Annotated in this window: 12 protein-coding genes; 7 read left to right on the top strand and 5 right to left on the bottom strand. The window is 31.2% G+C overall.

Translation table 11 applies throughout. The annotated features are described in order from the left end of the window. Positions 1-2 precede the first annotated feature (2 nt). The 5 genes from IU405_RS04910 to IU405_RS04890 form a co-directional block, all read right to left on the bottom strand. Positions 3-245: a heavy metal-binding domain-containing protein gene (locus tag IU405_RS04910; RefSeq protein ID WP_197437494.1), complete on the bottom strand. Its 243-nt coding sequence runs from the start codon at positions 243-245 to the stop codon at positions 3-5. A 4-nt stretch (positions 246-249) separates the two neighbouring features. Then, complete coding sequence (locus tag IU405_RS04905) at positions 250-657, bottom strand: heavy-metal-associated domain-containing protein (RefSeq protein WP_197437493.1); 408 nt, start codon at positions 655-657, stop codon at positions 250-252. Between the two features lie 31 nt (positions 658-688). Then, positions 689-2,929, bottom strand: a complete 2,241-nt coding sequence (locus IU405_RS04900; protein WP_197437492.1) for a TonB-dependent receptor domain-containing protein — start codon at positions 2,927-2,929, stop codon at positions 689-691. 80 nt (positions 2,930-3,009) lie between these two features. Continuing rightward, a complete protein-coding gene (locus tag IU405_RS04895; RefSeq protein WP_197437491.1) occupies positions 3,010-3,414 on the bottom strand; it encodes an HYC_CC_PP family protein in 405 nt (134 codons plus the stop codon). A 231-nt stretch (positions 3,415-3,645) separates the two neighbouring features. Then, positions 3,646-4,182, bottom strand: a complete 537-nt coding sequence (locus IU405_RS04890; protein WP_197437490.1) for a hypothetical protein — start codon at positions 4,180-4,182, stop codon at positions 3,646-3,648. A 150-nt stretch (positions 4,183-4,332) separates the two neighbouring features. On the opposite strand from IU405_RS04890, the gene IU405_RS04885 reads away from it, so the two are divergent. The 7 genes from IU405_RS04885 (at position 4,333) to rodA (ending at position 12,231) form a co-directional block, all read left to right on the top strand. Next, the gene (locus IU405_RS04885; RefSeq protein ID WP_197437489.1) at positions 4,333-4,785 is read left to right on the top strand and encodes a GAF domain-containing protein; all 453 of its coding nucleotides are present in this window, start codon (positions 4,333-4,335) and stop codon (positions 4,783-4,785) included. A 324-nt stretch (positions 4,786-5,109) separates the two neighbouring features. After that, a complete protein-coding gene (gene purH / locus IU405_RS04880; protein WP_197437488.1) occupies positions 5,110-6,636 on the top strand; it encodes a bifunctional phosphoribosylaminoimidazolecarboxamide formyltransferase/IMP cyclohydrolase in 1,527 nt (508 codons plus the stop codon). 76 nt (positions 6,637-6,712) lie between these two features. Further along, the gene (locus tag IU405_RS04875) at positions 6,713-7,741 is read left to right on the top strand and encodes a rod shape-determining protein (protein ID WP_197437487.1); all 1,029 of its coding nucleotides are present in this window, start codon (positions 6,713-6,715) and stop codon (positions 7,739-7,741) included. Positions 7,742-7,757: 16 nt separating this feature from the next. Continuing rightward, the gene (mreC, locus tag IU405_RS04870; protein ID WP_197437486.1) at positions 7,758-8,585 is read left to right on the top strand and encodes a rod shape-determining protein MreC; all 828 of its coding nucleotides are present in this window, start codon (positions 7,758-7,760) and stop codon (positions 8,583-8,585) included. Then, on the top strand, positions 8,578-9,081 hold the full coding sequence (mreD, locus tag IU405_RS04865; protein WP_197437485.1) for a rod shape-determining protein MreD: 504 nt from the start codon (positions 8,578-8,580) through the stop codon (positions 9,079-9,081). Before mreC ends, mreD begins: the two co-directional genes overlap by 8 nt. Then, complete coding sequence (gene mrdA / locus IU405_RS04860; protein WP_197437484.1) at positions 9,081-10,970, top strand: penicillin-binding protein 2; 1,890 nt, start codon at positions 9,081-9,083, stop codon at positions 10,968-10,970. Before mreD ends, mrdA begins: the two co-directional genes overlap by 1 nt. Continuing rightward, a complete protein-coding gene (gene rodA / locus IU405_RS04855) occupies positions 10,951-12,231 on the top strand; it encodes a rod shape-determining protein RodA (RefSeq protein WP_197437483.1) in 1,281 nt (426 codons plus the stop codon). The genes mrdA and rodA overlap by 20 nt, the downstream gene beginning before the upstream one ends. The last annotated feature ends 37 nt before the right edge of the window (positions 12,232-12,268 follow it).

Here is a 12,268-nt window from a genome sequence, read left to right as displayed (position 1 = left end):
GATTAATGATTTTTATGCTCATGATGTTCACTTTCCGTAGATTTTTCTCTAAGTTTCATTTTGCAAACGGGACAAGTGCCTTCTTTGTCATAGGTTTTTTCTTCTTCACATTTCATGGGACATTGATACGCTACTTTTTCAGTAACAACTTCCCCTTTTTGAGGCGCTGTTTTCTCAGTTTTACAAGAAGTAAAAACGATACTTGATAAAATAATAACTGCGATAATGATTACATTTATTTTCATGATATTATTGTTTTTTTTGTTTTTTCATTCCTCCTTCATGATCCAAAATTATTTCTTCATCACGATATTTACAACAAGGATGTACTGAATTATATGCTTCCTCTTTGGCTGATATTTTTTTGTCTTTACTCAAAATTATGTCATGCCCAACTGCTAAAATATTTTTTTGAATAGTGGCAACATCCGTTTTATTTTCGTCCAAAATCAAGTTTAATTGATGGGTTTTTACATCCCAAATGGCAAATTTTACTCCTGGTGTTTTTAAGGATGCTGTTTCAATTCGCTTTTTGCACATGCCACAAACTCCATCAACTTCTAGGGTAACTTTGGCGTTTTTATTTTTCTTTACTTCTTGAGATTGAACTGAAAATCCAATCAAACAAATACTAATTACTAAAATGATTTTTTTCATGATTTTAAAATATTAAATTATTGATTTATAGTTAATTGATGTTAAATCGTAAGCCTGTATACATTGCACGTCCAAAAATGGGTGCATATACAATAGTGGTATCAAAATTGGGTCCAAAAGGATTGTCATTCCCCAAAATTGGATTATTTTGTTGCACATTGGTCAAATTTTCTGCACCAATATACACCTCAAATCTATCTGAAAAAACTCTCGTAATTTGAGAATTCAACAGTTGATATGGAGCTGCAAATTCTGGCAGTTGATATTGTACAGGATTTGAACTCGTGTCTGGCAATCGTTGTTTTCCAATGGCATTAAAAGTAACATCAAAACGCCATTGTTTTTCATTTTCAAGTTCCGTTTCATACGAAAGATTGGCAAAAAATCGATGTTGTGGTTGAATAGGTTTTTGCAAATCTCCGCTTTTATAAGTGGTTGCAATATCAAAATATTTATATGCTGTTCTCAATTCTAAGTTGGTTGCCAGCGAATAATTTACCTCTACTTGAAAACTATTGGCAATACTTTTTCCATCCAAATCATAGAAAGAAATGGCTTGTGGATTTTCCCAATCAACCACTACTTGATTGTTAAAATCGGTTCTGTAATAATCAAACGTAATGTCTCCTTTTTGATTGAAAACATTGAATTTCTGCAAATATGAAATTCCATAATTCCAAGCAATTTCAGGATTCAAGCCGTAAATATTTCCATTGTTATTTTCGATATTAATTTGTCTTGAACTTGCAAACAATTGTTGATTTTCAGCAAAGATATTCGCACTTCTTTTTCCTCTACCAAATGAAGCTTTGATTACCCCATCTTCCCAAGGATTATAGCGCAAATGCAAACGAGGTGTAATGAAATTTCCTAATAAATTATGAGAATCTGCACGCAAGCCTGCTACTAATGAAAAATCATCCAAATTGTCGAATGTATATTCAAAGAAGGCTCCTACAGAAGTTTCTTTTCTTCCAAAATCCGACATATTTACAAACTCATCATAATTGTCGTGCGTAAATGAAAGTCCTGTTTTGAACTTATTACGAGTATCTCCAATAATCGAATTAAATAATAAATTCGAATACACACTTTGATGTTGAATATCATACGAATTCAAACCAAAATAAGAATCTTGTTGATGATCACTGTAGGCAATTTGAAAACCAAAACTTTGATAGGGCATTTCTGGAAACACATAGCCTATTTTTGCAGAGGTTTCAAATCGTTTGGTATCTATTTCACTTCCCCAAAATTGGGTTGTTCCTTTGTGAAGTTCAGGATTAAAATTGAGTTCTCCTGTTTGTTTTTCATCATTCATAAAACGCACATTGATAAAACTTACCCAGCCTTTTTCGGCATCAGTAAACTGCCAACGATTCAAAACATTGAGTTGTTTTGCCAAAGGCATATCTAAGAAATTATCATCATTCATGTCAAATTTTTGACCTGTATAATTTCCATGAACATACAAACCTGTGTGCCATTTTTCAGAAACTTTTTTATTGAAATGGGTGTTTACTTCAAAACGTCCCATTTGCGATGCAAAAGCATTCAAAAAGAAACTTTTGTCAGTAGCAGGTTTTACCAATTCTGTATTAATTTGTCCTGAAATACTTTCAAAACCATTCACTACACTTCCTGCACCTTTGGTTATTTGGATGCTTTCTACCCAAGTTCCTGGGGTAAATGTAAGTCCAAAAACCTGACTTGCTCCTCTTACAGACGGAATATTTTCTTGAGTAATTAACAAATACGGACTTGTTAAACCCAACATTCTGATTTGTCTTGTGCCTGTCAACGCATCAGAAAAACTAACGTCAATAGAAGGATTTGTTTCAAAACTTTCTGCCAAATTACAACAAGCAGCTTTCAACAATTCTGCACTGTTTACCGTAAAAACATTGGTCGTTGAAAACAACGATTTTTGAATCGCTTTCTTTTTACTTTTGATAGTAATCTCTTCCAAATCACCTTGTGGAGTCAAAAAATGATGCAAGGTTTCTAAGTTGGTGATGGTTAAGGTATCTGTCTTAAAACCTACATAACTGACCACTAATTTTTTATATTCGGGTTTGTAAGCTATTGAAAACCAGCCTTTTTTATTGGTTATTGCACTCACATTGGTATCTAACCAGTGAACGCTTGCGCCTTCTACTCCCAAAGCATTTGTTGGGTTGTTTTTGTCCATAATCATTCCTGTAAAAGTGGTTTGAGAAAAAAGGAATGTTGAAACAAAAATCAGTAAAAAACTGAGGATATATTTTTTCATTTATATATGATTTTTAAATTAAATAACGTGTTTTTAAAACCCTCTGAAAAGAAGATTTTAACGAGTTAACAATTTAAAAATCAAATGATAAATGTCTGATACAAGACTTGATAGTCTTTGGGAATATCAGGTGGAGAAAAATCTTTGTAAAAGGTTTTTTTAGCAATTTTTTGAACAAAAAGTTCTTGATACGATTGATAAAAAGCGAGAACAAATTGTTGTTTTTCTAAATCAAAATCTGAGTAAGAAAATTGTTGCAATTCATCTTGACCTTCAATGTGGAAGATTTCGTCTTTACAGCAATTTTTTTGTTTGGTTTTAGCAACTTTTTCCATGTCCATTCCACAATCTGCTGCTTCACCAGTGAAAGAAACATCCATTAAAAATTCTCCACAAAAATGCTTTTCAACCGTAAAAGATAGGGTTGAAAAAAGCACAAATAGTGCAAGTGCAAATGAAGTTATTTTTACTACTGATTGTTTCATAATCGAATGCAAAATTACAACTTTGTTTGCTATGTTAACAAGAAATAACGTTTTTGTTTTGTTAAAATCAATATCTCACCATCTGTAAGTTTTTAATATTGAGTTGTTTACTAATGACGCAAACGAAAAGACTCGTTTTATAAATTAAAATTGGGTTATTGGGTTTTAAGGAATTGGGTTGAGATTGGTTGGATATTTATTGGTTGTTTGTTGTTTAAAGTTTATTTTTTTTTAATTCAGTTTTTTATTCAAAAAGTCACTTATATTCTTATAATTACTAATCAATAAATAACCTATTAATAAATTCGATCCACTTGTAATCCAATATACATAGTCTTCAATTTGGTTATATTTTAATAAACCTGGATTTCCATATGCATCATCAAATCCTTTTGGAATTGAAGATTTAAAAGCAAACAAAGTATTACTTAAAAATATAGGTAAGTTTTCGATGAACAAAAAACCACCAATTATTAAAATCACGAACTTAATAATATCTATATTTTTTAGATTTCCAAATTCAATTTTATCATCATCAAATCCCTTTTCTAATTTTAAAGTATTTGATATTTTTTCAGATTTTGTTATTAATAAATAAAATAAACCTACAGTAATAAAGACAGTACAAATAAGCCAAATTATTCCTGTTGAATCAATGTTTTGGATAACAAATGCAATGTTATTTGGTAAGACTGAAAAAATAGTTGTTATTAAGGAGTAAAGTCCGAATATTTTTATCAATAAAATAAATAAATCTTTTTTAGTCATTTTCTGTTATTAATGTTTTAGGTTTTCAGGTTTTCCAGTTCCTTTTGAATTTTAAGGAATTACACAAAAATATAAAAAAGTTTCAAGCACTTTGCTTAATTTCTATGGAAGTTCAAAAAATCACTTATTTTTGCCAACAAAATAATCAAAATGAATGTAGCCTTTTTACAACAAGAAATTGATACCATTTTCGCTTCAAAAAACACAAAAGACGAAAAATTACAAGCCATTTGTGATTTTTTAGAAAGCCAAATTTCCTATTATGATTGGGTAGGTTTTTACTTTAAAAATGGTGACAAAAATGAGTTGAAATTGGCGCAATTTAAAGGCGAACCAACAGAACATACGATTATTCCATTTGGAAAAGGGATTTGCGGACAAGTAGCTATTAGCAATCAAAACTTTGTGGTTCAAGATGTTTCCGAACAAGAAAATTACATTTCTTGTGGTTGGAAAGTGAAATCAGAAATTGTAATTCCTATTTTTGTGAATGGTGAAAATATTGGTCAAATTGATATTGATTCGCACACAGTGAGTCCTTTTACCAAAAACGATGAAATTTTACTAGAATATACTTGTCAAAAAGTGGCTAGTTTGTTTTAAAAAACATTCTTTGTTAAGCTGTTAAGTGTAATTCAATTTTCAATAATAAAAACCACATAGAAACATAGTTTTACTGATTTTTTTTAAAGACGTTTCACTCAATTTTAGAAACTCATAGCTACGTGAATCCCAAGAATTGGGCTATCTATCTCTTTTTTCTATGTTTCTATGTGGCTATATAATAATCTGTTGTTTCAAATTCATTTTTGTATTAATTTCACCCAAAAGATTCTTTGTTAATTATTTATTGTTTTTGTTATTATCTTTTTATTGATAATCATTCAATGATTGCGTAATTTCGCATGCTTAATCAAAAAGCAAAAAATGAGCAATTCAAAACAACTTACATCTGCCTTAATTTCGGTTTTTCATAAAGATGGTTTAGCGCCAATCGTTCAAAAATTGAACGAATTAAATGTTACTATTTATTCAACTGGAGGAACAGAAACCTTTATCAAAGAACTAGGAATTGATGTCATTCCTGTGGAAGATGTTACTTCTTATCCTTCTATTTTAGGTGGAAGAGTAAAAACATTGCATCCGAAAATTTTTGGAGGAATTCTTAACAGACAAGATCACAAAGGCGATATTGCAGAGATGAAAGAATATGAAATTCCGCAGATTGACTTGGTGATTGTTGATTTGTATCCTTTTGAAAAAACAGTGGCTTCTGGTGCATCAGAAGCAGATATTGTTGAGAAAATTGATATTGGTGGTATTTCATTGATTAGAGCTGCAGCCAAAAATTTTAAAGACACTTTTATAGTTTCTTCCATGGAACAATATGAGGAATTTTTACATATTATTTCCGAAAATAATGGGATCACAACTCTAGCACAAAGAAAAAAGTTTGCGGCAAAATCATTCAATGTTTCGTCACATTATGACACTGCTATTTTCAATTATTTCAATGAAGATGAAGTGGTTTTTAAAGCTAGCGAACAAAAAGGGCAAGTATTGCGATATGGAGAAAATCCACATCAAAAAGGCTATTTCTTTGGAGATTTAGATGCTATGTTTGATAAAATTCACGGAAAAGAATTGAGTTACAACAATTTGCTTGATGTGGATGCAGCTGTTAATTTGATGGAAGAATTCAAAGGAGAAGCACCTACTTTTGCGATTTTAAAACACAACAATGCTTGTGGATTTGCACAAAGAAATACCATTAAAGAAGCGTATGTTGATGCTTTGGCTGGTGATCCAGTTTCTGCTTTTGGAGGAATTTTAATCGCAAATACAACTATTGATGATGCTACTGCACAAGAAATCAATGATTTATTTTGCGAAGTAGTAATTGCACCAAGCTATACTGAAAGTGCTTTAGAGATATTACAATCGAAAAAAAATAGAATCATTTTAGTGCAAAAAGAAGTTGCATTGCCTACACAATTGGTAAGAACTTCCTTGAATGGTTTGTTGGTTCAAGACAAAGATTTTATTACAGATACTATTGAACACTTAACATACGTTACCAATACAAAACCAAGTGCAACAGAAATTGAAGATTTGCTTTTTGCATCAAAATTGTGTAAAAACACCAAATCTAATACCATTGTTTTGGTAAAAAACAAACAACTTTTAGCAAGTGGAACTGGACAAACAAGCAGAGTTGATGCGTTACATCAAGCCATTGAAAAAGCAAAAAACTTTGGTTTTGATTTGAATGGAGCAGCCATGGCAAGTGATGCGTTTTTCCCTTTTCCAGATTGTGTAGAAATTGCTGATAAAGCTGGCATCAAAAGTGTGATTCAACCTGGAGGATCAATCAAAGATCAGTTGAGTATTGACTATTGCAATGCAAACAACGTATCAATGGTAACCACTGGAACAAGACATTTTAAACATTAATAAAATAGCTATCAAAATACAGAATTATTTTAGTAGTTTTGTAAGAATACATCATTAAAAAATAACATAGAAATTTATGGGTTTTTTCGATTTCATGACGGAAGATATTGCCATTGATTTGGGCACAGCAAACACGCTAATTATTCACAACGGAAAAGTGGTGATTGATAGTCCATCAATAGTTGCAAGAAATAGAATTACAGGTAAAATCATTGCCATTGGTCATGAAGCGAGCCTGATGCAAGGAAAAACACACGAAAATATCAAAACGATTCGTCCTTTAAAAGACGGTGTTATTGCTGATTTTCAAGCATCTGAAGAGATGATTAAAGAATTTGTAAAGCAAATTCCATCTATTAAAAAGAAATTATTTCCACCAGCTTTGCGTATGGTCATTTGCATTCCATCTGGAATTACAGAAGTTGAAAAACGTGCTGTAAGAGATTCTGCAAAACACATGAATGCGAAAGAAATTTATCTGATTTATGAACCAATGGCAGCTGCAATTGGAGTTGGCATTGACATCATGGAACCAAAAGGAAACATGATTATTGATATAGGTGGAGGAACTACAGAAATTGCTGTCATAGCTTTGGGCGGAATTGTTTGCGATCAATCTGTAAAAGTTGCAGGCGATTTATTTACAAACGACATCATGTACTACATGCGTACGCAACACAATTTACATGTGGGTGAAACTACTGCTGAAAAAATAAAAATTACGATTGGTGCAGCTACTGAAGATTTAGACAATCCACCAGAAGAAATGTTGGTTCAAGGAAGGGATTTATTAAGTGGAAAACCAAAACAAGTACAAGTTTCCTATCGTGAAATTGCCAAAGCATTAGACAAATCTATTCTTCGAATTGAGGACGCTGTCATGGAAACCTTATCTAAAACTCCACCAGAATTAGCCGCAGATATTTACAATACAGGAATTTATCTTGCAGGAGGAGGTTCTATGTTGAGAGGTTTAGACAAGCGATTATCTAGAAAAACAGATTTACCAGTTTATGTAACAGAAGATCCTTTGAGAGCAGTAGTTCGTGGAACAGGAGTTGCTTTAAAAGAACTTGTAAAATATAAGAATGTACTAATGAATTAGTCTTTAAATTCTATCAATGCAACAACTGATTTTTTTTATTCAGAGGTTTAAATATTTCTTATTTTTTCTATTGCTAGAATCTATTGCCTTTAGTTTGATTTTAACGAATCTAAATTTTCAGAAAAGTAAATTCGTGAATTCTACCAATTCAATAGTTGGAGGAATTTATACGCAAAAATCAAAAATTACAGCATATTTCAATCTGAAAACTGAAAATGAAGTATTGGCAGCTGAGAACGCACGTTTAAGAAATGAACTTCAGAAAAAAGTTTTTGCAACTCAATTTAAAGATTCAACAATCGTTGATACAGTAAGGTATTTTCAAAAATTTTCATTTACAAAAGGCAAAATAATCAACAATAATTATAACAAAGAATTCAATTTTTTGACACTTGATATTGGAAAAAATCAAGGAATTGAAAAAGAAATGGCCGTTATTAATAGTTTGGGAATTATTGGAATTATTGACAATACTTCTCCAAAATATGCTAGAGTACAGTCCATTTTAAACAAAAATAGCAAAATCAACGCACGACTTAGAAACAGCAATTACTTTGGAACACTAGATTGGAATGGTGACGATTACAAAACAGTTCAATTGATTGATATTCCTAGACAAGCACCTTTAAAAATAGGTGATACAATAGAAACTGGAGGAAAATCTACTATTTTTCCTGAAGGAATTTTGGTTGGAACAGTATTAAAAATTAATAGAGGAAATTCTGCCGAAAACAGAGTCATCATAAAGCTTTTCAATGATATGAGCAGTCTGGGAACTGTTTATGTAATTAAAAATTTTGATAAACTTGAAATAAAAACAATTGAAAACTTAGAAAATGAATAATCCATTTAGAGAAATCTTGTTGTTCTTTTTGCTGTTATTTCTTCAAGTATTTATGTTCAATAATATTTTACTTTTTAACTCCATAAATCCTTATCTGTATATTGTTTTTGTTTTTTTATATCCATTAAAAGAAAATAAGATTCCGTTATTATTTTACTCATTTTTATTAGGTTTATCTGTTGATTTTTTTTCTGATACTGGGGGAATTCATGCATTTTCCATCACAATTATAGCTTACATCCGACTTTTTTTTGTGAAAATTTATTTCAATAAATTAGAAATAGACTACCCGTTTTTCAGTTTGAAAACAGAATCTTTTGGTAAAATTTTTAATTATGTAGTAACATTAACAGTCATTCACCATTTTATATTTTTTTCATTGGCTAACTTTAGCTTTCATAATTTTACTAATGTACTGAGTAATACATTTTTTTCGAGTATTTTTACATTGGTTTTATATTTTATTGGCTCAGCCATTTTTACCAAAAACGAATAATGCAAAAAAGCTTTTTACTTTATTTTTTGATTTCCATTGTTGGAATATTTTTTATTGGAAGACTTTTTCAATTGCAAATTGTAAAAGGGGTTGAATTTGACCCTGTGCATAATGCAGCAGTAAAAATTGACTATGATTATCCTGAGCGTGGTTATGTTTATGATAGAAATGGGCGCCTTTTGGTAGCAAATCAACTTTCATATGATGTAATGGTACAACCCAATCAAGTAAAAAATATTGACACACTTGAATTGTGCAAATTGCTAAAAATAGAAAAAGAAGATTTTATCACTCGATTTAAAAAAGCAGAAAACTACGCAACCTATTTGCCTTCCGTTTTTTTAAAACAATTAGCCAAGGATGATTTTGCTTTTCTTCAAGAAAAACTGCATAAATTCAATGGTTTTTACATTCAAAAAAGAGTTATTAGAGATTATCCAATGAATGCTGCAGCCAATGTTTTGGGATATATTGGCGAAGTAAATGAAGAAAAAGCGCGGACTAATAATGATTATGAACAAGGAGAATTGGAAGGAAAAGAAGGTGTTGAAAGAGAATATGAAGAAATTTTAAGAGGACGAAAAGGCAAAAAATATTACAACAGAAATCGATTCAATAAAGTTACTGGTTCTTATAAAAATGGGCAAATGGATACGTTGCCTGAAAGTGGTAAAGATTTGACTTTAACTATTGATATTGAATTGCAAATGTATGCGCAACAATTGATGAATGGAAAAAGAGGAGGAATTGTGGCAATTGAACCATCAACTGGAGAGATTTTAGCATTGGTTACTTCTCCTTCTTACGATCCAAATATGTTGGTTGGACGAGATCGTTCTAAAAATTCATTAATATTAATGGATCCAAAAAATCCTGAAAAGCCCACTTATGACAGAGCTTTATTAGCTGCATATCCTCCAGGGTCACCTTTTAAAATGATGAATGCTTTGGTTGGTTTGCAAGAAAATGCCATCAACACCGAAACAAGTTTTAGATGTTATGGGGGATATAGATATGGAGGAAAAGCAACCGATTTTATGCGTTGTCACTGTGGAATTTATGATTCACCAATTGCGTTAAAAACAGCTATTGCAAAATCTTGCAACAGTTATTTTTCAAATACCTACAGAAAAATTATTGAGAAAAAAAGAAAAGCAAGTGAATCTCTAGATATTTGGAATAAACATGTAACTAGCTTTGGATTAGGAAGTTATCTTGGGTATGATTTACCATCTGGTTCTCCTGGATTGATTCCTGATGGCGCATATTATGACAGTCGTTACAAATATAGATGGAGCGCTTCAACAACAATTTCAAATGCTATTGGACAAGGAGAAATTTTAACGACTCCCATTCAATTGGCAAATTTTACAGCTGCAATTGCCAACAAAGGCTATTTTTATACACCTCATATCGTTAAAAAAATAGCACGAAAACCTATAAATAATCCGAATTATACCATAAAAAAACAAACAACCATCAGAAGTGAATATTTTGAACCAGTAATCGAAGCAATGCACGAAGTTTTTAAAACAGGTACAGGAAGATGGAGTCAAGTAAAGGGAATTGAAATTTGTGGAAAAACAGGAACTTCAGAAAATTTTATCAGAATCAATGGCTATAAACAGCAATTGCCTGATCATTCTATTTTGGTAGCTTTTGCGCCCAAAGAAAATCCGAAAATCGCCTTAGCCGTTTTTGTTGAAAATGGAGGTTATGGCTCAACCATTGCAGCACCAATTACCAGTTTGATGATTGAAAAATATTTAAATGGATATATTTCAGAAGAAAATAAACTCAGAGAAACAAACATGTTGAACTTAAGTTTGCAAGATATTTACAATTATTACAAACCAAAATACAGGGAAGTTGCGTCAAGAAAAGAATAATATTTTTGCGGGTATTGATTGGACTCTTGTTTTTTTCTACCTGATTTTAGTTGGCTTTGGTTGGTTCAATATTCTTGCAGCATCAATATCTGATGAACAAATAAACATCTTAGATTTCAATACAAAATACGGCAAACAGCTACTCTGGATTTTGTTATGCGTTCCAATAATAATTTTTGTTTTATTTTTTAACGCTAAGTTTTATGAGCGATTTGCAAGTATATTTTACCTCATAGTCATTTTCTCATTGATCTTAATTTTCCCTCTTGGAAAAGAAATTAATGGTGCCAAAGCTTGGTTCAATTTTGGGTCTATGAGTTTACAACCTGCAGAGTTTGCAAAAGCCTTTACTGCACTTGCCCTTGCGAAATTATTAAGTGACCGTCAATACAATCTTTCGCTAGTAAAAAATCAAATCAAAGCTTTTACGGTTATTTTTTTACCAGCCATTTTAATCGTTTTACAGCCAGATCCAGGTTCTGCATTGATCTATTTGGCCTTTTTTTTAGTGTTGAACCGAGAAGGCTTAACTCTGAATTATATCATTTTTGGAACAGCGTCAATATCAATATTTATACTGACAATTTTTTGGGGAACTAACACCATGTTTATTTGGTTATTTTCAATAATCACAGTTATTGTAATATACCTAATATACAGGGGAGGAAAACGTTTACTTCGATTTAATTGGCATAAAATTTTAATAACGTATTTAGGTTTGGGTTTATTTATCTTCGGGACTGGTTTTGTGTATGAAAACGTTTTTAAACAACACCATAGAGATCGTTTTGAAGTTCTGTTAGGATTAAAAATTGACAATAAAGACATTGGTTATAATTCCTATCAATCCGAATTGACAGTTAGCTCTGGAGGTTTAACTGGCAAAGGATTTTTGAATGGAGATATTACCAAAGGCGATTTTGTTCCAGAACAACACACAGATTATATTTTCAGCACTGTAGGTGAAGAATGGGGATTTTTAGGGAGTTCTTTGGTTATAATTCTATTTATGTTGATGATTGCAAGAATTGTATATTTATCAGAAACACATGCTAATAAATTTGGTAGAATTTATGGTTATGGTGTTGCATCTATTTTATTTTTCCATGTTACTGTCAATATTGGAATGGTAATTGGCTTGTTACCAACCGTGGGAATTCCTCTACCTTTTTTTAGTTATGGAGGTTCTTCTTTATGGGGTTTTACGATATTACTTTTTATTTTTATAAGATTGGATGCTCATAAAACGTATGATTGGTAAAGTACAGTTTTTTTTGAAACAATAAATGAACCAATTT

This window comes from Polaribacter sp. BAL334 (assembly GCF_015767435.1).
Classification (GTDB): domain Bacteria; phylum Bacteroidota; class Bacteroidia; order Flavobacteriales; family Flavobacteriaceae; genus Polaribacter.
The sequence above is the reverse complement of the archived record's forward strand: the minus strand, read 5'-3'. Positions and strand labels throughout refer to the sequence as shown.

Bases quoted from the DNA above. Each gene is read 5' to 3' on its own strand.
- purH (WP_197437488.1), top strand. From the start codon at position 5,110: ATGAGCAATTCAAAACAACTTACATCTGCCTTAATTTCGGTTTTTCAT.
- IU405_RS04890 (WP_197437490.1), bottom strand. From the start codon at position 4,182: ATGACTAAAAAAGATTTATTTATTTTATTGATAAAAATATTCGGACTT.
- IU405_RS04910 (WP_197437494.1), bottom strand. From the start codon at position 245: ATGAAAATAAATGTAATCATTATCGCAGTTATTATTTTATCAAGTATC.
- IU405_RS04905 (WP_197437493.1), bottom strand. From the start codon at position 657: ATGAAAAAAATCATTTTAGTAATTAGTATTTGTTTGATTGGATTTTCA.
- mrdA (WP_197437484.1), top strand. From the start codon at position 9,081: ATGCAAAAAAGCTTTTTACTTTATTTTTTGATTTCCATTGTTGGAATA.
- IU405_RS04875 (WP_197437487.1), top strand. From the start codon at position 6,713: ATGGGTTTTTTCGATTTCATGACGGAAGATATTGCCATTGATTTGGGC.
- IU405_RS04900 (WP_197437492.1), bottom strand. From the start codon at position 2,929: ATGAAAAAATATATCCTCAGTTTTTTACTGATTTTTGTTTCAACATTC.
- mreD (WP_197437485.1), top strand. From the start codon at position 8,578: ATGAATAATCCATTTAGAGAAATCTTGTTGTTCTTTTTGCTGTTATTT.
- mreC (WP_197437486.1), top strand. From the start codon at position 7,758: ATGCAACAACTGATTTTTTTTATTCAGAGGTTTAAATATTTCTTATTT.
- IU405_RS04885 (WP_197437489.1), top strand. From the start codon at position 4,333: ATGAATGTAGCCTTTTTACAACAAGAAATTGATACCATTTTCGCTTCA.
- IU405_RS04895 (WP_197437491.1), bottom strand. From the start codon at position 3,414: ATGAAACAATCAGTAGTAAAAATAACTTCATTTGCACTTGCACTATTT.